The sequence below is a fragment of the Mucilaginibacter sp. genome (genome assembly GCF_041660805.1).
Lineage (GTDB): Bacteria > Bacteroidota > Bacteroidia > Sphingobacteriales > Sphingobacteriaceae > Mucilaginibacter.
In genome coordinates, this window is the sequence record NZ_JBAZVP010000002.1 from 30,484 (window position 1) to 52,263 (window position 21,780).

A 21,780-nucleotide genomic window follows, 5' to 3' on the forward strand; every position below is an offset into this window, starting at 1 on the left:
ACAAAAACGCCCCCGGTTACCGGGGGCGTTTTCCAAATTATGATCTTGTATTATTCTTCTTAAAATCCTCTTCGGGGAACGGTTTGTTAAGCAGGTATTTGTAGATGAATTTATTTGCTTCCATTTGCTGATGGGCGGCTTTTGCCGGGTCGCGGAAACCGTGGCGCTGGCCGGGATAAAGCATAAACTCAAAGTTTTTGCCCAGGTCCTGCAGTTTTGATATCAGCTGGATGCTGTTTTGAGCATGTACATTATCATCCATAGTGCCGTGTACAATACGCAGCTGGCCTTTCAGTTTATCAGCATAAGTTAACACCGAACTGCTTTTGTAACCTTCCGGGTTGTTTTTTGGCGTACCCATGTAACGCTCGGTGTAGTGGGAGTCATATAAGCTCCAATCCATTACACCAAAGTTGGCAATACCATGGGTAAAGTAATCTGCACCATAGGTTAAGGCATAAGCGGTGATATAACCACCATAGCTGCCACCTGTTATCATCACTTTATTAGGATCAACATTGTATTGGGCCTCCAGATGTTTTACCATAGTTATATAGTCGGCCATTTCCCATTTACCCAGATCTTTGTAAATGTAGTTTTGTCCGGCCTTACCAAAATGGCCCGATGCACGGTGGTCCATTGCCACCTGTATTACACCTTCTTTTGCCCACCATTGGCTTTGGCCGCTAAAGCGCCAGGTATCCATAACGGTACCCGCATTTGGCCCCCCATAAATGCTGATGATCACCGGATATTTTTTGCTGGCATCGTAGTTTAATGGCAGCATAATGGTCATTGGCAAATCAAAGCCATCGGTAGTTTTAACACGCACCAATTGTGTTGTAGCCAGCTCGTAATCGCCATATTCGGCGCCTTTGCTGTCTGCAATTTCTTTTATCAGCTTGCCCTTATTATCATATACACCCATTTTTGTTGGGGTTGATACATTTGAATAGCTATCGGTAAAATAAGTTCCTTCCGGAGATAGGCTGATAGTATGATTGTATTCGCCGGTAGTTAGGCGGGTTAAGCCTTTGCCATTAAAGTTTGCTTTATAAAAATCAACCCGGGCCGAATTTTCTTTACGAGCGGTAAAGTAAACCAGTTTGTTTTTCTCATCAATATATTTTAACCCGGTTACGGTATAATTTCCATTGGTGATCTGCGATTTTTGTTTGCCATCCATCCCATACCAGTAAAGGTGCATCCATCCGTTTTTATCGCTGCTAACAATATAGCCCTGGTTGTTTTTAAGGAAGTTTATATCATCAAACCAATCCAGCCATGTTTTTTGAGTTTCGTTATAGAGTTCTTTTTTAACACCGGTTGTTGGGTTAACCGCGTAAATTTTAAGGTTGTTCTGGTCGCGGTTCATCCACTGCATCCATAAAGCACTGCCATCAGGCGACCAAAAAGGGGTGCCCAGATAGGTGTCTGCCTTCTCATCAAAATCGGCCCAGCTAATTTTATTATCGGCAAGCGAATAGAATCCCATCTTCACTTCCGGGTTAGGGTCACCTGCTTCGGGGTAGCGGGTTAGCTCGGTAAAGCCATGCTGCCCTTCTGAATTGTATATCGGGAACATAGGCACCTTGGTATCATTAAAGTGCATCCATGCCAGGTGCTTACTATCCGGCGACCACCAGAAAGCCCTGTATTGGCTTGGACGACCCAAAATTTCTTCATAATAAACCCATGAAGCGTAACCGTTGTAAATAACATCGGTACCATCAGTAGTTAGTTGTGATTGTTTGCCACTGGCAATATCTATCAGGTATAAATTGCCGCCAAATGTGAAAGCCACTTTTTTACCATCAGGCGATAATGTTGGATTTTGCTCAACGTCGGCGGTTTTAGTTAAACGGGTTTCGGTACCGTCAACCATTTTCAGGTAAATATCTTTATCCTTTACAGATACTGTTGTGCCTTTAGCCGGAGGTGGCGTGTAAGGTGTTTCGGCACCGGTTAATACATCAACAGATGTACTGCCACCGCCACCGCCTCCACGGCGACCGCCGCCAAATGTGCCTTTTATATAGTGGGTATCATCGGCCCAGCCTGTTATGTTTGGTAAAGGGGCAACAATTTTATTAGGTTCGTTCTTAAGCATTTGCCCAATGGTGAGCTGCTTTTTTTGCGCTTGCGCGGATACAGCAGAAATGGCCAGAGCCACAAATAGCGCCCGGCGAACAGGTACAGTTAAGATCATGTCAGTTAAAGCTAATTAAAAAGCTAAGTTTATAAAAATTGGGCGGAATAACGCAGATGTACTATCTTTTTTACGAAAGGGAAGGATAAAGGAATTTAATGGACTTATGCGGCCTCTTTAGAGATTTGAAAGTTGTGCTTATTACTATTGAACTATTGTTACGCCACCTCTTAATATTGATGACGCGGGAATAAGGCGGGTTGGGTATCTTCTATTGGTTACAAACTTTACCGGCACCTGATATTTAACATTCACGGGCTTTCCATTAAGGATGCCAGGCAACCAATCGCCTTCAATTGATGCCGCGGCTTTGATGGCCGCCTTATCCAACTCCGGATCTAATGAATTTGCTATGCGGTAATTGGCTAACTTACCGTCGTCTTTTATTGTAAATGACACAATTACGTAACCCTGCTTGGTTGCATAGTGCGCATCATCGGGATATTGCGTCGCCCTGGCTATAGCTCGTAAAAGCCACGTGTTTCCGTTTAGATATACTGGTGGCCTTTCTAAAACTGTTTTTGTGGTATCGGTGCCATTAATGACATCATATGTTGTGCTATCGCTTGATTGTTGATTAAAAAACAATAGTTTTTTAATAGTGTAATCATAGCTAACCTGTAATTTGCGTTGCGCATCATAGGCGCTCCATATGCCAATTTTTTCATTGGTTTTGTAAGAGCCTTCTAAAATCACCCCTTTATTTGTATAATATCTCCAAAAGCCATCCTTTTGGTCCTTATGATAAAATCCTTCCTGTAAAAGATCGTTTTTTAATATCGTATAGGTTTTATATGATCCTTCAAGCGTTTCATTGTCGGCCTTAAGCACGTTGTAAATTTCCCGGGTGTTTCGGCTTAAATCGTCACTTACCACCTGTTTTGTTTTTTGGGCAAATAATTTAAACGAAACCAGCAAAACCAGGCACAGCATTTTTATTCTCACGATATAAATATATTAATGTTTAACAAATAGGGCATAAAAAAGCCTCAACAAATGTTAAGGCTTTTAAAATATTCCGTTCTCCTTTGTAGCAGAGTAGAGTGTTTCGTTTACATCTTTGGCATCCGGCGCATCATGCTGGCCATGGCGGCCGGGTTGCTCATTTGTTTCATCACCTTGCGCATATCATCAAACTGCTTTATAAGGCGGTTTACTTCCTGCAGATCCGTGCCTGAACCTTTGGCTATACGGGTACGGCGGCTTTGGTTGATCAGGTCGGGGTTTTCCTTTTCCTTTGGTGTCATTGACTGGATAATGGCCTCGATAGATTTAAAAGCATCATCGCTTACTTCAACATCCTTCATCATTTTACCTACGCCCGGTATCATGCCCATCAGATCTTTCATGTTACCCATTTTTTTGATCTGCTGTATCTGGCTGTAAAAATCGTTAAAGTCGAATTTGTTCTTGCGGATCTTCTTTTGCAGCTCGGCAGCTTCTTTCTCGTCGAACTGCTGCTGCGCACGCTCCACCAAAGAAACCACGTCGCCCATGCCCAAAATACGCGATGCCATACGATCAGGGTGGAAAACGTCAAGCGCTTCCATCTTTTCGCCCGTACCAATGAATTTTATCGGCTTATTAACAACAGATTTAATTGACAACGCCGCACCACCACGGGTATCACCATCCAATTTGGTTAAAACAACACCGGTAAAATCAAGGCGGTCATTAAACACCTTGGCGGTGTTCACAGCATCCTGGCCGGTCATGGAATCAACCACGAATAATATTTCATGCGGATTAACAGCAGCTTTAACCTGCTCAATCTCCACCATCATGGCCTCGTCAATAGCTAAACGGCCGGCGGTATCAATAATAACCACGTTATGGCCATTCTGCTTAGCTAAAGCAATACCCTCGCGGGCTATGGCAACCGGGTCTTTTGATTCCAGGTTGGCATAAACCGGTACACCTATCTGCTGCCCTAATACCTGCAGCTGATCTATCGCTGCCGGGCGGTAAATATCATCGGCAACCAGTAATGGTTTTTTGCCTTTTTGTGTTTTTAAATAATGGGCCAGCTTACCGGTAAAGGTTGTTTTACCCGCGCCATTCAAACCTGCAATTAATATTACGGTTGGTGAGGCTTTAAGGTCAAGTTCGGCAGTGGTGCCACCCATAAGGGCGGTCAGCTCATCGTTCATGAGCTTGGTAAGCAGCTGCCCCGGCGAAATAGAGGTAAGCACGTTTTCGCCCATTGCCTTTTGCCTTACATCATCTGTAAAAGTTTTGGCTGTTTTATAGTTAACGTCGGCATCCAGGAGCGCTTTGCGTATCTCCTTCATGGTTTCGGCCACGTTTATTTCAGTAATTGATCCCTGACCCTTCAGTACTTTAAAAGCCCTGTCGAGTTTATCCGAAAGATTTTCAAACATTATTTATTCTTAATTTTTGAGGAGACAAAGTTAAGATTTTGAAGCATAACCAGTTCCTAATAAATGAAAATCAGGAAGCTTTGATCAAATTCCACACTTTACTGTTAAAATCGGCCTTGTTTATGCCTGTTAGTTTGGCCAGGGCCTTAAAATAATTCTCGTCGCCTTTTTCCTTTTTACCGCAGCTTAGCAATTCCATCACGGCAGCAAATCCTTTTTCTTTTTCGAGTTGCTGCGCTATCAAAGCATTTATGGCATATGAAACTTTAAGGATCTTGCCGCCATCGTCACTATAGTTTTTGGCATCTATATATAGCTGTAACCAATCGGCATTGGGGTTTTCTTTGGCATATGCTTTAAACAGGGTGAGTATCTCAGTCCAGCTTTTGCCCCAGCTGCCGCCCAGTAAATAAGCGCAGCCTTCATCAACAGGGCGGTTAATAACATCATTACTTAGCACAGTACGCAGCCTGTCATGAAACAGATCATGCGGATCAAACCTATGCCTGCTGGCGTTCCATCCGTTTACAATTAAACTTATGCCATTTTCGTTTGCCGTAAGGTTATTACTGATAATTCCGGCATAATCTGCCTTATATTCCACCCCCAGCATTTGTTGTACCTCTAAAAAATTATCGCAGTAGTAAAGCACAATTGGCTTATTTGCTTTTAGTTTTTTATCGTAGAGGAAAACCATTTTTTGAAATTCTTTTGTATCAGCGGCATTTAGTGTGTCTTTGTAGCAATAGGTAATATAGCCTGCTTTTTTTATTTTCCAGGATGTTGCATTTTGTTTTAATGCCGAATAAAAATAAAACCGGCCATCAATGTGTTTTGCCAATAGCTTAAAACTGGCCCTTATTGCGGGTGTATTATCGGCAATACCTATGTACGATAGTTGTATGATAAAGTTATTGTTATCCCGTTTGGTAATATTTGTGAGGTATGGTTTGTAAAAGCCGCCGTCCTTTAGTTTTGCGTTTTGCTCTACACCTTTCATTTCATCTAATAAGGCCGCGGTTTCTAAAAGGTCGTCCTTTAAAACAAAAGTGTTCTCCTTAGTAAGTTTTTCTTTTTGGCCCAGGAAGCCATTCAATGAACTGATGAGTTGGCTGGTTACTGAATCTTTTGGCAGATTGACGTTATTTTGAATGACCACCGACCCATTTTGCCCATAAGAAAAGGCGATGCTAAAAGTTAATAATAATGTGGTTGCGGCTCCAAAAAGGTTCGGTTTCATTATGATAAATATAGGCCATCAAGTTAAATAATTTAAGCGCAACGTGCTAATTATCATTATTTAACACTCATTAACCAATATTTAACAAAATAGTATGTAACGTTTTGCCAACTTAACGCATCTTATTGAATTATAGCCCCCAAATGAAGGTAGTACTAATTGCCATATTGCTTGCTGCAATAACATTAAATGCCTTTTCTCAAAAAGAAAAGAAAACGTTAGTTGCTTCAAAAACTACTACCCCGCCAAAAATGGATGGTGCGTTAGATGACGCCGTTTGGCAAAACGCAGCAATAGCAACCGATTTTGTAGAACTGCAGCCCAATGCCGGCCGTCACGAAAAGCCCGAAGAACGTACCGAAGTAAAGATCATATATGACAATAATGCCATATACGTTGGTGCCCGCATGTATGAAACCTCGGCAGACAAGGTGGCCAAGGAGATTGCCACAAGGGATAACGTGGGCAATGCGGATTTTATTGGGATAATATTTGATACCTATAAGGATGGCATAAACGGAACCGGGTTTTTTGTAACATCAGCCAATAGCCAGTTTGATGCCAAGTACGCCCCCAACCCAAACGGTAATACCGAAGACCCTAACTGGAACGCGGTTTGGACAAGCAAGGTGAAGATAGATGAGCATGGCTGGACAGCCGAAATAAAAATACCCTATTCCGCACTTCGTTTTGCTAAAAAAGATGTACAAACCTGGGGTATGAACCTGATACGTAAACGCCAGAATTTTCAGCAGCAATTGTTTTGGAACGAGCTTGACCCTAAGCAAAGCGGCCTTATGAACCAGGAAGGAATACTAACCGGGCTGGAAAAGATAGTGCCACCCGTACGATTGGCGTTTTACCCATACTTTTCTACTTATGTTAACCATTACCCATACAATACCCCGGGTGTAAAAAACACTACTAATTCTGTTAATGGCGGTATGGATGTTAAATACGGGATTAACGAAAGCTTTACGCTTGATTTGACCCTCATCCCCGATTTTGGGCAGGTACAGTCTGATAACAAGATCCTGAACTTAACCCCCTTTGAGGTAAAGTATAATGAGAACCGGCCCTTTTTTACGGAGGGTACCGAACTGTTTAACAAAGGCAACCTGTTTTATTCGCGCAGGGTGGGCGGCACACCAATTAATTATAACAACGCCTATAATAACTTAAAACCCGGAGAGGAAGTAACAAGCAACCCTACCGAGGCCAAACTGCTTAATGCTACCAAGCTATCGGGCAGAATGTCGAACGGTTTAGGAATAGGTGTGTTTAACGCGATAACTAATACGGCCTACGCTACAATTGAAGACCCGCAAGGTAACCGCAGACAGGTGCAAACCAGCCCGCTTACTAATTTTAATATTATTGTGCTTGATCAGAATTTGAAAAATAATTCATCAGTTACACTGATCAATACCAACGTTAACCGCTTTGGTAAAGATTATTCGGCAGATGTAGGCGGGTTTGTTTATAATCTCAATAATAAAAAAAACAACTACAATTTACTTGGCTATGCCATGATGAGCAATAAATACGGTGCCGGCACACAAACAGCAACCGGTTACAGTTATGAAATTGGCGGGGGTAAATCATCGGGTAATTTTACCTGGAACGTTTATCAGGATATGGTAGACAGTAAGTATGACCCTAACGACCTGGGTATTTTATTCAACAACAACTTTTTAGATCATAACCTTAACCTGGCGTATACTAACTATAAGCCAAAAAAGGTGTTTACCCAATGGGGTGTATGGACAAATACCTATTATTCCCGCAGGGTGAACCCGGCGACATATCAATATTTTAATCAGAATTTTGGTGGCTTCGGCAACTTTAAGAATTTTTGGTATGCAAATATAAATGGTCATTATCGCCGCCAGGGCAGCGATTTTTATGAGCCGCGTGTTGCAGGCCGTGTTTACCAGGCGCCAGAGAATTTTGTATTGAACTGGAATTTAAGCACCAATCGCGCCAAAATGTTTTCGGGCGGGTTTTGGTATTCAGATCAATGGGTTGCTAATGGCTTTGGCGGCCATGGTAATGACCTGGAGCTTTATTGCAACCTTCGCCTCAGTAATAAATTTTCCTTTGGTGAAGATATTACTTTTAGTCCGCGTATAAATTACACGGGCTACTCCACTAAGGATAACACAACAGGTAACCCCATTTTTGCTTTACGCGATGTGCATACGGTTGAGAATATATTCAGTCTAAAATATACTTTCAGCAGTATTATGGGTTTAAACCTGCGCTTAAGGCATTACTGGAGCAAGGTTAATAACAAGCGGTTTTTAGACCTGGCACCAAATGGTTCACTGATAACGCTTACCTCTACCGATTTTAACAAAGCTGATCAGAATGCCAACATTTTGAATATGGATATGATATATGTTTGGCAGTTTACACCGGGCAGCGAGATAAGTGTGGCCTGGAAAATATCGTCATCAACAAATAATAATTTAGCCAATCAGGGCTATTTACGTAACCTAGACGATACCTTCAACCAGCCGCAGAATAACAATTTCTCGCTTAAGGTGCTATATTATATCGATTACCAGAGTTTGCGAAAGAAGCAAAAGAGCTAACAGGCTTGTGCTATATTAATATATCAATTTATACCCTTGCCCGCGGATATTAAGGATGCTTACAGATGGGTCATCTTTTAGATATTTGCGCAGCTTAGCCATAAAAACGTCCAGGCTTCGGCCCGAGAAATAATCATTGTTATTCCATAGTTCCATTAGCAGATCATTGCGGCTTAAAACATGGTTCTTATTTAAGATCAGCAGGTGCAATATTTCACTTTCGCGGGTAGTAAGCAAACGTGTGTTAGTATAATTTGTTAAAGTGCCTTTTGGATATTGAAAACGATAGTTGCCCAGTTCGGTTGTTTTTAACTCCGCACCGGCATTATTAATCAGCAGCCTGTTTTTACTAAGCAACGCCTTAACACGAACAATCAATTCCTCCAGACTGAATGGTTTTTTAAGATAATCGTTACCGCCGCTTTCAAAACCTTGTACCACATCTTGCGGTAAAGATTTTGATGTTAGAAAAATAATCGGGGTCTCCATATCAACATTCCGTATTTGCCGCGCCAGCTCAAAGCCGCTGCCATCAGGCAGCATTACATCCAGTACAATAATATCAGGCTGATTATTAAAATATTGCTCTTTGGCAATGGCTATGGTGCCTGCCTGCAATACATTAAAACCGCGCAATTGCAGGCTCTCCTGTACTATTTCGGCCAGTACGGCTTCATCTTCAACTAATAAAACTTTAATATCGCTCATATGGGCCATGCTAAAGTTAAAGTGCTGCCGGTGCCGTATTCGCTTTCAATTTTATACCAGCCCTTGTGTTTTTCAATTATGCTTTTTACATAATTAAGCCCCAGGCCATGTCCCTTAATTGGGTGACTATCCCCGGTTGGTACACGATAGAATTTTTCAAACACCATCGGAAGGTCTTTTTGCGCTATACCAATGCCGTTATCCATTATTGATATAATAAAAAAGTCGTTTTTAATAACACAGGTCACCGCTATAAGCACATCGTTTTTTGCGTATTTAACAGCATTATCAATAACATTATTTATTGCATGCTGAAAATAGGCTTTATCAGCACAAAGCATGACCACACCTGTTGTGTTGCTGTAATTCCACCTTACACTTTTTGATTGTATGCCGGTTAAGTTTTTTAAAATTGTTTCAACCACAATATCAACATTGAATGATTCGGGCCTGATATCAAATTGCTGGTTTTCATAAACAGAAATATTCAATACTTTATCTACCAATGCCGATAGCTTATCTAACTCGTTTTTTGAATGCAGCAGGTAACGGCGCGTTTTCTGCCTGTCATCAAGCACATCAAAATTTGTCATAGCCTCTATAGCGGCAGATGCAGTTGCAATAGGCGTTTTAAACTCATGGGTTATATTGCTTATAAAATCATTTTTGATAGCTGATAGCCGCTTTTCATTAAACAATTGCCGCAGTAAATAGATCAGGCTAAAAGCCACAACGCCAATTAGCAATAACGAGCCAGCAAACATTAGCCCCATTCTTGATACAATGTATGAAAATGGATTGGTGAACATAGCCCTTACATATTGCTGTTGCCCCTGTTGCTTATAGGTTGGGTATGCTTTGGTGATGATAGGATATTTTGCGGTTAATTGAGGGTTAAACCGGCTGCGGTTTAAGGTGCTGTCTGTTGCGCGCAAATAAAACTTAAAAGGAACTTTAATATTCCGCTGTGCCAGGTAATGATTTAATACCGGCCTTAACCGGGTGGTATCAAAATCATACTTAGCCATGTTATCTATCATAAAACCACCCAGGTTTTGGGTTCGGTAATAAACTATATGGTTTTCAAGATCCTCACTTCTCATTGTATAGGCAAATCTTTCGGCAATTTGTCGCTTAAACACCGTATCTGTTGGCCGTAATTCTTTATTGATCCCTTTTTTAGAAAAAGAAGAGGAACTAAATTTATCTGACAGCTTATGCGCGTTTGCAATTGTATAAACGTATTTCTTTTGCCCGTCACTAAATTTGCTGGTAATTTTAAACTCCGCAGTATCCATTAGCCTGTTGGCAATAAGGTTCTGTATGGTATCGCAACGTAGGCTGAATTCTTTTTTTAACGCGTCTTCAAAGGCCATGTTCACTTCTTTTTCAAAAGCCGACTGGTTTACTGCATAATAACTTTTAACCCAGTAAAACTGCAGCAGCAGCACCATAACAATGGCAGCAGTGCACAGTATTATAATGGCGCGGGTGGTTTTAAGCATATCCAAATGTAATTGTTAGAATTTGAATGACCTGCCCCGTTAACATAATATAACCTAAGTTAACCCGGCTGATAACCCATTTTTAGTTGGCTTATTACCAGTTTTGCTGCACTTAATCTTACAAGCATGAAAAAAATTATCTTGTTTATTTTAGCAATAAGCAGCCTGGCGGTATCCGCACAAAAAACAGCATTAAAACAGGGGGATATGTTCCCGGATGTTGTTATGAAGCCAATTATTAATGCGCCGGTAGCAACGTTTAACCTTAACCAGGCCAATGGTGCTAAATTTTATATTCTGAACTTTTGGGGCACGTGGTGCAGCCCTTGTATCCCCGAGATGGATGCACTGGCAAAACTGCAAAACAGCAACCCCGGCACTATCCGTATTATTGCTATATCTGATGATTCGCCGGAACGATTAAAGAAATACCTGGCTAAAAAACCTTCAAAGTTATGGCTGGTAAGTGACAGTACATTCTTTTTGTATAAGGCCATTGGTTTCACATCTGTTGGGCAAAGCGCAATAATTAATAGTAAGCACCAAATAGTAGCGCTTGTTAAAACCGATTCCATCAATCAGCAAATGATAAATAACCTGCTAAAAGGTAAAAAGGTGCGGTCAAGCGCCGAAATTATGGAAGAGGCCGTAGCTGCTGGTAAAGATATTTTTGGGGTTGACAGCACCATGACCGAAAGCTTTACTATCCGCGGGTATATGAAAGGGCAACAAAGCATGGGGCGAAGGTATATAAACCCGCCTTACAACGGCCGTAGGGTAAGCTATATCAACTCTTGCATTACTATCATGTATAAAGATGCATTTGATATTACCTCATCTAAACAGGTGATCTATGAAATTGCTGAAAAAGAAGCTTGTGATTTTGAGAATAAACCCACTCTTTACTGTTTTGACCTGTTAGTAAAACCCGAACAAAAAGACAGCCTGCAAAGCATTATGCAGAAAAAGCTGCTTGCATCCCTGCCTATTAAAGCCCGTACAGAACAAAGGATAATTCCGGTTTATATACTTAGGGCAAACAACCCATCAGCCACTAAATTACCGGTTTCATTAAGTGATAAATTGACCTATGGTTTTAGCGGCAGGGGGTTTGACGGTACAGGTACTACCCTTGCCGATTTTGCCCGGGTGTATTTAAGCAATGAAATGGAACTGCCTGTTGTTGACGAAACGGGGTTAACCAAACGGTTTGATATTAAAACCAATGTAGAAGAAAGGACACGCGATGGCATCTTAAAATCAATAGCTAGCCTTGGCTTGACATTAGAAAAAGCGGAAAGGAAAATGAAGGTGCTGGTGTTTTACAAATAGCAAAGCATTCTATAGTCCTCCAACAAAAAGCTTAAACATTCCTTTTGTAGTTCGGCATAATTGGTGACATTAGTATATGACTATTAATGAAGCCCAGCAACTGGTTGATAATTGGATAAAAACTACAGGTGTACGCTATTTTAATGAATTAACCAACACCGCTATTTTAATGGAGGAAGTTGGCGAAGTGGCACGTATAATGGCACGCCAGTATGGTGAACAATCCTTCAAAAAATCGGATACAGAAGTTAACCTGGCCGATGAAATGGCCGATGTGCTTTTTGTATTGATATGCCTGGCCAACCAAACCGGAATAAACCTTACCGATGCCCTCGAAAAAAACATGGAAAAGAAAAGCATCCGCGATGCCGACAGGCATAAGAATAATGAGAAGTTAAAGTAGGAGAAGGTAACAAAGCCCGTAGAAGTCGCAATATTTTGCGACTTCGCTTAATTGTTCGAGAACTCAAAATTAGAGACGCAAAATATTGCGCCTCTACAGAAATTGGGTTAAAGCTTTACAAGCTTTTCGCCATCCAGAATAGGGATAGCGGTGGTTATATCAACCTGCAGGCAAAAGTCAATGTCTTTTTCTATGCCCAGTTTTTTCATGCGCTCGCCGTGCGATGTTTTGCTGAGGTATTGCCTTATATCGCTCTTGCCAATCTGGAACAGATCGTTGGCGGCAATAGCAGGGTCATCCAGGATAAAGCCACTCTCCTTTAATTGCTCAACAACAGCGCCTGCAAACAAGGTATCCTCCAGGTTAAAATTGTTTTTCCATCCGGCGCACACCAGCAGGATATTCTCGTTTTGCGTTTTTAACCAATTGCAAAGCGATGTGAGGTTCAGGAAAGAGCCGATCACTATTTTTTTAGCGCTGCGCGATAAATGTAAGGCGTGCGTACCATTGGTGGTGGTTAACACAATGGTTTTGCCCGATACTTTTTCTTTGGTGTAAGAGAATGGCGAATTACCAAAATCAAAGCCGGTAACAACCTCACCGTTGCGTTCGGCTGCCAGTAAGTGGTCAAACCCCTTTTCGCGGTAAGCGGCACATTCCTCCACTTCCGATACCGGGATAATGGCTTCCGCTCCATTTTCTATGCCGTAGCAAATAGAAGATGTGGCCCTGAAAATATCTATCACCACCACAATATAATCTTCTACATTATAAAGCGGTATTAATGCGGGGGTAAGGCAAACGTCTAACCCCCTAACCCCCTGAAGGGGAAATTTTGGAAGATCTGATTCGCTATTTGGCATCTGTAAATATTTACTTGGATAGGGTAATCCTGTTCCCCCTTTAGGGGGTTAGGGGGTATATTATTTATAGAAAGGAGGTTTAACAACCTTAGCTTTTACTTTGGCATCGCGGATGCTGATATATATTTCGCTGCCTTCTTTGGCAAACTCATTTTTAACATAGCCCAGGCCAATTGCTTTTTGTAACGATGGCGATTGTGTGCCCGATGTTACCTTACCTATGGTGTTGCCATCTGCATCAACAATTAAATAATCATGGCGGGGGATACCGCGGTCTATCATTTCAAAACCGATAAGCTTGCGTTCAACACCGGCTTGTTTTTGTTGCTGCAAAGCCTCTGAATTGGTAAATTCTTTATTGAATTTGGTTACCCAGCCCAGGCCGGCTTCTAATGGCGAAGTGGTATCATCAATATCGTTACCATACAGGCAGAAACCCATTTCCAGGCGCAAAGTATCACGGGCCGCTAAACCAATAGGTTTTATTCCGAAAGGTTCGCCGGCTTTAAAAACTTCATTCCAAATAAATTCGGCATGCTCATTATCAAAATAAATTTCAAAACCACCGGCACCGGTATAGCCTGTTGCAGATACTATTACATTATCAATACCGGCAAACTTGCCTTTTTTGAAAGTATAATACTCCATTGATGCCAGGTCAATATCAGTAAGGCTTTGTAAAGCATCGGCTGCTTTAGGGCCTTGTATAGCCAATAATGAAGTGCGGTCTGATATGTTTTTCATATCCACACCAAAAGTGTTGTATTTTGATATCCAGTTCCAGTCTTTTTCAATGTTTGATGCGTTAACTACCAGCATGTAGGTTTTATCATCAATACGATAAACCAGCAGGTCATCTACAATGCCGCCATCTTCATTGGGCAGGCAAGAGTATTGAACTTTTCCGTCATATAATTTTGCGGCATCGTTACTTGTTACGCGTTGGATGAGGTCAAGCGCTTTATCGCCTTTCAAAATAAATTCGCCCATGTGGCTTACATCAAACACGCCAACGGCTTTACGAACGGTTTCGTGCTCGGCATTGATCCCTGTATATTGAACCGGCATGTTATACCCTGCAAAGGGTACCATTTTAGCGCCTATATTAGTATGTATTTCGGTTAGGGCAGTATTCTTCATAGTTGTTTAATATCGGGGGCAAAAATAGCAAAATAGCTTATATAATTGACTGATAAAAACCCACAAGGCCAGTGGTGATCGTATTTAAATCATGCTCATCTTCTATCAGTTTGCGGGCGTTTCGGCCAATTTCACGGCTATAATGCTCATCTGCAATACATTTTAGCAGGGCCTTATAAAATTCATCGGTATTATTAGCAATGATGATATTGGCCCCATTTGTAAAATTGATCCCCTCGGCACCTAATGAGGTAGATATGATGCATTTTTGCATAGCCATCCCTTCTACTATTTTAACCCGCATGCCACCGCCCGAAAGTAAAGGGACTATCATGATAGATTTACTGTTTACAAACTCCAGCGCGTTATCTACCTCACCCTGTATAAAAACCTTACCGGGCACCTCATAATCATCATAAGTCTCGGGGATGTTATGGCCGGCAACATAAAATTTCACCTTAAGCCTGCCATCAATCAGGTCTTTATGAAAATTATCAATAAACCATTCAATCCCCTCACGGTTAGGCAGCCAATCCAGCGATCCTAAAAAGAACAGGCTCGGAAACTCTGTTTTAAGCGCGTCTGGCTGGTATTTGGAAAGGTCTACACCGATGGGCAAAACGCTGATAGGTATTTTTATGCCATAGGATAGCATCGTATTTTTATCCTGGCCGGTAAATACCACAATGCCATCAAACTTATCTAACAACTCAAGCTCATAGGTTTTAATACGCCGTGCAAGCAGGCTCAGGTACCAGCGTTTAATGGGGTCGCTTTTTTGCTGGGACAGTTTTTGCCAAACCTGGTGCTCAATATTGTGTGCCCTGAAAATGAGCCTGGCACTGGTTATTTTACGGATAGCCGATAGATAAGGCGCTACAAACAGGCCCTCGAACTGGATGATATCGTAATTGTTCTCTTTAATATCCTTTACCAGCAGCCGCTCAAACCCCGCGTTATAATACTTATCAATATTGTAAGGGTTTTTGGTGAACAGGTTGCTAAAGGCCTCTACCATGGTTAGGCGGGTATCAATATCATACTCAATGTACCTGATCTTGTCCAGCAGCTCGTCGCGCTCGCGTAGTTTACCGCTGTGTTTTTTTACGTTGATGGATATTAAAGACACATCATGCCCGAGGCTTACCAGCCCTTTAACCGTATTGCCAACAACAATAGGGTAACCGCCATTCTGCGGAAATGGTATACGATGTGTTAATATTAAGATCCTCAAAACGAGCAAATAATTGGTTGCCCAAAGGTATTAAACGTTGGAAGCTTTGGCAATGTGTAGCTTAAAAAATACTTAGCTGCGGGTCTGTTATCCGGAAAGTTTTACGATGATATGGCGTATGCCCCAGTTCTAATACCGCTTTACGGTGGCTAATTGTTGGGTAGCCTTTATTAGTATGCCAGTTATATTCGGGATGTTCTGAGGCAATTTGCTTCATATAATCATCGCGGTAGGTTTTGGCCAGGATTGACGCCGCCGCTATGCTGAAATATTTGCCATCGCCCTCAACAATGCAGGCATGCGGCGTACTGCCATATTTGTTGAACCGGTTGCCATCAATAATTAAAAATTGCGGCGCCATGTGCAGCTTGGCAATAGCCCTGTGCATAGCCAGGAAAGAAGCATTTAAAATATTGATCTCGTCAATCTCCAGATTATCACACCAAGCCACCGCATAGGCTATGGCTTTTTGCTCTATCTCAATACGGAGCGCATAGCGGACATCTTCGCTGAGTTGTTTGGAGTCGTTTAGTAAGTGGTGGTCAAAATCATCGGGTAAGATAACAGCGGCGGCAAATACCGGCCCCGCAAGACAACCTCTGCCTGCTTCATCACATCCGGCCTCAATAAATTCGTGCTGGTACCTGGCTAATAACATCCGCTCTTTCTCTCCAAAATCAATGGTTATACAAATATCTTAAAATATACCGGTGACGGGCAATGCATGTTGAAAAATAAAACAAGACCGGTTCATTCAAACCAACAACAAACACGTGTGTTATAACGCTATGCGGATCATAAAAAGTGCTGCGTTTTTAATTTGTTTTTTTTGCGGGATGTGTGGCATGGCGCAAAAAAAAGCGGCTTTGCCTCACGGAATGGTATTTGGGAATAAACCAAAAGGCATTGCGCCGGTACCTGCCGAAAAAATAGAAACTTTTATGGGCCGTAAAATACGGCAAACAACCGCTATAAGAGGAAAAGTGATAAATGTAACCAAAGAAAAAGGAGGGTGGTTTTTGATGGATGCGGGGAAGGGTAAAACCATTGAAGCGCATTTTACCAATTATAACGTAACCCTGCCTAAAGCAATGGCCGGGCGTACGGTAATTATTGAAGGTGTGGCCCAGCGACAGTTAATAGCCGATGATTTGCAGCACTTTGCAGGCGATACTGTAACAGGCTCTAAACAGCACAAAATAAAGGTTAACCCAAAGCAACGGATAACTTTTGAGGTGAAAGGATTAGTTGTAGAGAAGTAGGGCTTGCCATATGGGTGGCGAATTCTTGTACCATAACATGCCGCTTAAAACAAAAAATAGCGACAGGTGTAAAACCCATCGCTATCTCAAACGCTTTTCGTTTAATGTTTTAGCTTCTTATGCCTGGCTATGCAAACCTTGCTTCTTTGGTTAAAACCGATGGCTCTACGTCAAGATAATCTGCAAAAAGCTCTTTTATTTTTTGATTAACCTCGGCACGGTTAACGGTTGATGCATCCCGGCGGCATTTTAAATAATGTTCGCGGGCTATTTTTTCGCTGAGGTCGCCAAGTGTTTTTACTTTTAGCTCCTTGCCAAATTTCCCGGCAAGCACCAAGCCAAGAATGGCAATGCCGCCGCAAATATACCCGGCTATTTCGCTGTAAAAAGTAATACCTACAGCCGCAAGCAAAAGCAAACTAAAGGCCCACACTATCCATTGTTTTGGTTGCAGCAGGCTCATATGGAAACCCATTTCGGCTTCAATATCAGCCACAACCTCAATCCTGTTATCCCTCGGGAAAATTTCCGAAAGCTTGGTTTGGGGTTTAAGCAGGTATTTATCAACCGGGTTTTTTGAGTTGATCGCATTGCGCAACTTGTAAAAAGCCTGCTGCGTTGTGCAGCTATCTGAATGTTGTTGTTTAACCTTATTAACCACCAAATCACATAATGATCCAAATGTTTTAACCTCTTTAAGGTCGGAATCAGTAAAGTTGATTTGAAAAGTTTTTTCAATCTTTAATAAGACATCACCTATATCTTCCGCGTCAAAATCATTTAGTTTGATGCCCGCGGTGTTATTCTTTAGATTAAGTTTCAATACAATAGAACTAAATTAAACCATTGTTGCCGTCAAAAAAAAATCAAACGGCAACCCCACACTCCCAATTCAAAACTGGTGCCAGTATTTGAATTATTTACTTAAGTACATTGATTTTTCTTTATACAGGTGCCTAAAATAGGGGTCCTGCAGATCAGGAATAAACCTGATAGCCTCTCCTGTTGATTTCATTTCAGGGCCAAGCTCCTTATTCACTTCCGGGAACTTATCAAACGAAAATACAGGTTCTTTTATTGCATATCCTTTTAGCTTACGCTCAATGGTAAAGTCTTTTAATTTGTTAACACCCAGCATTACTTTGGCTGCAATGTTTATGTAAGGTACATCGTAAGCTTTAGCTATAAATGGCACCGTACGTGATGCGCGGGGGTTAGCCTCTATCACATATACCTTATCGTCTTTCACCGCGAATTGTATGTTCAATAAGCCACTAACGTTTAACGCGCGGGCAATTTTTTCGGTGTATTCTTCCATCTGGCTAATTACGTTGTCAGACAGGTCAAACGGTGGCAGTACCGCAAATGAATCGCCGGAATGGATACCTGCGGGCTCAATATGCTCCATCATACCAATAATGTGTACATCTTCACCATCGTGAATAGAATCTGACTCGGTTTCTGAGGCGCGGTCAAGGAAGTGGTCAATTAATACCCGGTTACCGGGTAAATTTTTCAACAGATTTACCACCGCTTTTTCCAGGTCCTCATCGTTTATAACAATGCTCATGCCCTGGCCACCCAATACATAACTCGGGCGAACCAATACCGGGTAACCTACCTCATGTGCAACTTCCAGGGCTTCTTCAGCACTTTCAGCAACACCATATTTAGGATAAGGGATCTCCAGTTCTTTCAGCAGGTCAGAGAAACGGCCGCGGTCTTCGGCAATATCCATATTGTTGAAAGATGTACCTATAATTTTAATGCCATGCTCATGCAGCTTCTCGGCCATTTTAAGGGCTGTTTGCCCGCCTAATTGCACAATTACACCATAAGGTTTTTCAAGGTCGATGATCTCGCGTACATGCTCCCAAAAAACGGGCTCAAAGTACAGCTTATCGGCCATGTTAAAATCTGTTGATACTGTTTCGGGGTTACAGTTGATCATGATAGCCTCAAAACCGCTTTCTTTGGCAGCAAGCAAGCCATGTACACAGCTGTAATCAAACTCAATACCCTGGCCAATACGGTTAGGGCCCGATCCTAATACAATTATCTTTTTCTTTTCAGACGGGATGGATTCGTTCTCGCCCTCGTAAGTGGAGTAGTAGTAAGGTGTTTTGGCCGAAAACTCTGCCGCGCAGGTATCAACCATTTTGTAAACACGTTTAATGCCCAGGCTCCTGCGGCGCTGGTAAACATCTTCTTCGGTTACGTTACCTAAAACGTAGGCTATCTGGGTATCAGAAAAACCACGTTGCTTTAAGGTGAAGAAGAAATCTTCAGGGATATTATTTAGCGAGTAGCGGCGCAGTTCAGTTTCTACGTTCACTACATCCTGGATCTGGTTCAGGAACCAGCGGTCAATTTTTGTAACTTTCCTTATTGATTCAATTGGTACACCCAGACTCATGGCATCATAGATGTGGAACAACCTGTCCCAGCTTGGATGTTCAAGGCTGTGCATTATCTCATCAAGATTGCGGCTTTGGCGGCCATCGGCACCTAAACCGGCGCGGCCTATCTCCAGGCTCTGGCAGGCTTTCTGCAAAGCCTCTATAAAGCTGCGGCCAATACCCATTACCTCACCTACCGATTTCATGGTAAGGCCCAGTTCGCGGTTGGCGCCTTTAAACTTATCAAAGTTCCAGCGGGGGATTTTAACGATCACGTAATCCAAAGTCGGCTCAAAATAAGCTGATGTTGTTTTGGTGATCTGATTTTCTATTTCATCAAGGTTGTAACCTATGGCCAGTTTGGCAGCTATTTTAGCGATTGGGTAACCGGTTGCTTTTGATGCCAGGGCTGATGAACGCGAAACCCGTGGGTTTATCTCAATAGCGATAATGCTTTCATCGGCAGGGTTTACAGAGAACTGTACGTTACAGCCGCCCGCAAAATTACCAATGGCGCGCATCATTTTAATGGCCTGGTTGCGCATATCCTGGTAACAGCGGTCGCTTAGTGTCATGGCCGGGGCCACGGTTATCGAGTCGCCTGTATGGATGCCCATTGGATCAAAGTTCTCAATAGAGCAAATGATGATCACATTGTCATTATTGTCTCTCAGTAACTCCAGCTCATATTCTTTCCAGCCTAAAACAGCCTGCTCAACCAATACCTCATGGGTTGGCGATGCCTGCAGCCCGCGGCTTAACGCGGCATCAAATTCTTCTTTTTTGTGAACAAAGCCAGCGCCTTTACCGCCCAGCGTATAGCTTGGCCGTATAACCAGCGGGAAACCAATATCCTGCGCGGCTTCTTTACCTTCTAAAAACGAGTTTGCAATTTTTGAGTTAGCCACCCCTACGCCTATATCAACCATTAACTGGCGAAAAGCTTCGCGGTTTTCTGTTTTTTCAATTGCGGCAATATCTACACCAACAATTTTAACACCGTATTTTTCCCATAAACCCTGCTCGTCGGCCTCAATACAAAGGTTTAACGCGGTTTGGCCGCCCATGGTAGGCAGTACGGCATCTATTTTTTGTTCGATAAGTATTTTCTCAATGCTTTCGCAGGTAAGAGGTAGCAGGTAAACGTGGTCACCAATTACTTTATCCGTCATGATTGTAGCAGGGTTGCTATTAATGATGGATACGGTAATGCCTTCTTCTTTTAGAGAAAGGGCTGCTTGCGATCCCGCATAATCAAATTCACATGCCTGGCCTATAATAATAGGGCCTGAACCAATAATTAATACGGATTTGATGGAAGTATCTTTGGGCATAGGGCTTTTAAATCAAAAGTGTTAAGTAAAAAGTCAAAATCAACGGAATTTTATGCCTTTTCCTATGCGCTGAATGCGAAAAAATCCCGACATCAGCGTCGGGGTGCAAAGATAGTAATTTACAGAGATTTGAAATTAAAATTTAAAATTTAATATAAGGCCGCACAATATACAGTTATAGCATGCAATTAATAATGCAGAAATTCACCTCTATTATCTTAATGCAAAGTTAACAGGTACACTATATGTAACCTTTGTGGGCTTACCCATTATTGTGCCCGGTAGCCATTTAGGTGATTTTTTTAGCACCCGCAAAGCTTCATTATCAAGCCCCGGGCTTACCGATCTAAGTACTTTAATATCACTTAAGCTGCCATCCTTTTCTATAACAAAGGTGAGTATTACCCGCCCCTCAGTATTTTTTTGGCGCTCGTCTTCCGGATAACTTATGTTGTTGCTTAGGTAGCCGCCAAATGCTTTTACCCCGCCTTTAAATTGGGGAGATGTAAACCGGCTGCCGCGATATTTGGTTATCTCGCCATTGCCTGTTATAGACTCGCCGCTTATTAGTTCACCATTCTTATAAATCTCCGTAGAAGTAATGTTCCTGTTCTTGAAATCAATTGTCCAGGTGCCTTCTCTTTTACCTCTAACAACTTTACCCGCATCGCTGATGTAATTAAATTTTTCATCAAAACCCTTATAATAACCTTCGCCATCTTCTACCTGTACAGTACCAAGCGAGTCATAGTTTGCAATTATTAAAAAGTTATCCTTAATATTATCTACCGCGGTGCTATCAGTATATTTTAAAGCCCGGTATAGTTTGCCATTTGAATAATATTCAAAAAAATCGCCCAATTTTACGTTGTCTTTATAAAAACCAAAGCTCTGCTTTTTACCCGATTCGTAATATGTGGCGCATTGCCCTTCGTAGAGAGGTGGATCTATGGTTCGTGATTTACCTATAAGTTTTGGCTTTCCGTTTTTATAAAATTCAAAAACATTGTACAATACCGAGGCCGAATCCGGAGGCTTTATAATCCTTATATAGTCGGCACTATCGGGCTGATTAATGTACTTGCCGTCTGTTTTTAAATAATAGACGGCTTGCTGGGCAAATAACGAATTAGTAAGGAATAATAACAAAGAAGTAAAAAACAGTTTCATCAA

The 21,780-nt window shown here is 41.9% G+C and carries 17 protein-coding genes; 4 read left to right on the forward strand and 13 right to left on the reverse strand.

The features are described 5' to 3' along the window. Positions 1-37: 37 nt before the first annotated feature. From WC743_RS03095 to WC743_RS03110, 4 genes are all read right to left on the reverse strand, one after another. Positions 38-2,209 (reverse strand): DPP IV N-terminal domain-containing protein, encoded by a 2,172-nt coding sequence (locus WC743_RS03095; RefSeq protein WP_373010309.1) that lies wholly within the window; start codon positions 2,207-2,209, stop codon positions 38-40. A 144-nt stretch (positions 2,210-2,353) separates the two neighbouring features. Continuing rightward, positions 2,354-3,154, reverse strand: coding sequence for a TonB family protein (locus WC743_RS03100; protein ID WP_373010310.1), 801 nt, complete (start codon positions 3,152-3,154; stop codon positions 2,354-2,356). 107 nt (positions 3,155-3,261) lie between these two features. Next, positions 3,262-4,590, reverse strand: a complete 1,329-nt coding sequence (gene ffh / locus WC743_RS03105; RefSeq protein ID WP_373010311.1) for a signal recognition particle protein — start codon at positions 4,588-4,590, stop codon at positions 3,262-3,264. 70 nt (positions 4,591-4,660) lie between these two features. After that, complete coding sequence (locus WC743_RS03110) at positions 4,661-5,830, reverse strand: hypothetical protein (RefSeq protein ID WP_373010312.1); 1,170 nt, start codon at positions 5,828-5,830, stop codon at positions 4,661-4,663. 143 nt (positions 5,831-5,973) lie between these two features. Here WC743_RS03110 and WC743_RS03115 point away from each other — a divergent pair, with 143 nt between their 5' ends. Continuing rightward, a complete protein-coding gene (locus WC743_RS03115) occupies positions 5,974-8,427 on the forward strand; it encodes a DUF5916 domain-containing protein (RefSeq protein WP_373010313.1) in 2,454 nt (817 codons plus the stop codon). A gap of 15 nt (positions 8,428-8,442) precedes the next feature. Here WC743_RS03115 and WC743_RS03120 read toward each other — a convergent pair whose 3' ends face one another. Next, positions 8,443-9,135, reverse strand: a complete 693-nt coding sequence (locus WC743_RS03120) for a response regulator transcription factor (RefSeq protein ID WP_373010314.1) — start codon at positions 9,133-9,135, stop codon at positions 8,443-8,445. Then, positions 9,132-10,640: a sensor histidine kinase gene (locus tag WC743_RS03125; protein ID WP_373010315.1), complete on the reverse strand. Its 1,509-nt coding sequence runs from the start codon at positions 10,638-10,640 to the stop codon at positions 9,132-9,134. Before WC743_RS03125 ends, WC743_RS03120 begins: the two co-directional genes overlap by 4 nt. A gap of 126 nt (positions 10,641-10,766) precedes the next feature. On the opposite strand from WC743_RS03125, the gene WC743_RS03130 reads away from it, so the two are divergent. Both WC743_RS03130 and WC743_RS03135 read left to right on the forward strand, forming a co-directional pair. Further along, complete coding sequence (locus WC743_RS03130) at positions 10,767-11,972, forward strand: redoxin domain-containing protein (protein WP_373010316.1); 1,206 nt, start codon at positions 10,767-10,769, stop codon at positions 11,970-11,972. Between the two features lie 76 nt (positions 11,973-12,048). Next, entirely contained in the window at positions 12,049-12,375 is a 327-nt protein-coding gene (locus WC743_RS03135) for a nucleotide pyrophosphohydrolase (RefSeq protein WP_373010317.1), read from the forward strand. 107 nt (positions 12,376-12,482) lie between these two features. On the opposite strand, the gene WC743_RS03140 is transcribed toward WC743_RS03135, so the two are convergent. The 4 genes from WC743_RS03140 to WC743_RS03155 form a co-directional block, all read right to left on the reverse strand. Beyond that, a complete protein-coding gene (locus WC743_RS03140; RefSeq protein ID WP_373010318.1) occupies positions 12,483-13,238 on the reverse strand; it encodes a 2-phosphosulfolactate phosphatase in 756 nt (251 codons plus the stop codon). 60 nt (positions 13,239-13,298) lie between these two features. Then, positions 13,299-14,378 carry a glycine cleavage system aminomethyltransferase GcvT gene (gene gcvT / locus WC743_RS03145; RefSeq protein ID WP_373010319.1) on the reverse strand — a complete coding sequence of 360 codons (1,080 nt, stop codon included), beginning with the start codon at positions 14,376-14,378 and terminating at the stop codon, positions 13,299-13,301. A 37-nt stretch (positions 14,379-14,415) separates the two neighbouring features. Continuing rightward, positions 14,416-15,612: a glycosyltransferase family 4 protein gene (locus WC743_RS03150; protein WP_373010320.1), complete on the reverse strand. Its 1,197-nt coding sequence runs from the start codon at positions 15,610-15,612 to the stop codon at positions 14,416-14,418. 61 nt (positions 15,613-15,673) lie between these two features. Continuing rightward, positions 15,674-16,270 (reverse strand): ribonuclease HII, encoded by a 597-nt coding sequence (locus WC743_RS03155; RefSeq protein WP_373010321.1) that lies wholly within the window; start codon positions 16,268-16,270, stop codon positions 15,674-15,676. Between the two features lie 187 nt (positions 16,271-16,457). Here WC743_RS03155 and WC743_RS03160 point away from each other — a divergent pair, with 187 nt between their 5' ends. Further along, positions 16,458-16,874: a DUF4920 domain-containing protein gene (locus WC743_RS03160; RefSeq protein ID WP_373010322.1), complete on the forward strand. Its 417-nt coding sequence runs from the start codon at positions 16,458-16,460 to the stop codon at positions 16,872-16,874. Between the two features lie 127 nt (positions 16,875-17,001). On the opposite strand, the gene WC743_RS03165 is transcribed toward WC743_RS03160, so the two are convergent. The 3 genes from WC743_RS03165 to WC743_RS03175 all read right to left on the reverse strand — a co-directional run bounded on the left by WC743_RS03165 (position 17,002) and on the right by WC743_RS03175 (position 21,777). After that, a complete protein-coding gene (locus tag WC743_RS03165) occupies positions 17,002-17,697 on the reverse strand; it encodes a hypothetical protein (protein WP_373010323.1) in 696 nt (231 codons plus the stop codon). Between the two features lie 93 nt (positions 17,698-17,790). Further along, complete coding sequence (gene carB, locus WC743_RS03170; RefSeq protein ID WP_373010324.1) at positions 17,791-20,607, reverse strand: carbamoyl-phosphate synthase large subunit; 2,817 nt, start codon at positions 20,605-20,607, stop codon at positions 17,791-17,793. Positions 20,608-20,820: 213 nt separating this feature from the next. Then, positions 20,821-21,777 carry a TonB family protein gene (locus WC743_RS03175; RefSeq protein WP_373010812.1) on the reverse strand — a complete coding sequence of 319 codons (957 nt, stop codon included), beginning with the start codon at positions 21,775-21,777 and terminating at the stop codon, positions 20,821-20,823. Positions 21,778-21,780 lie beyond the last annotated feature (3 nt).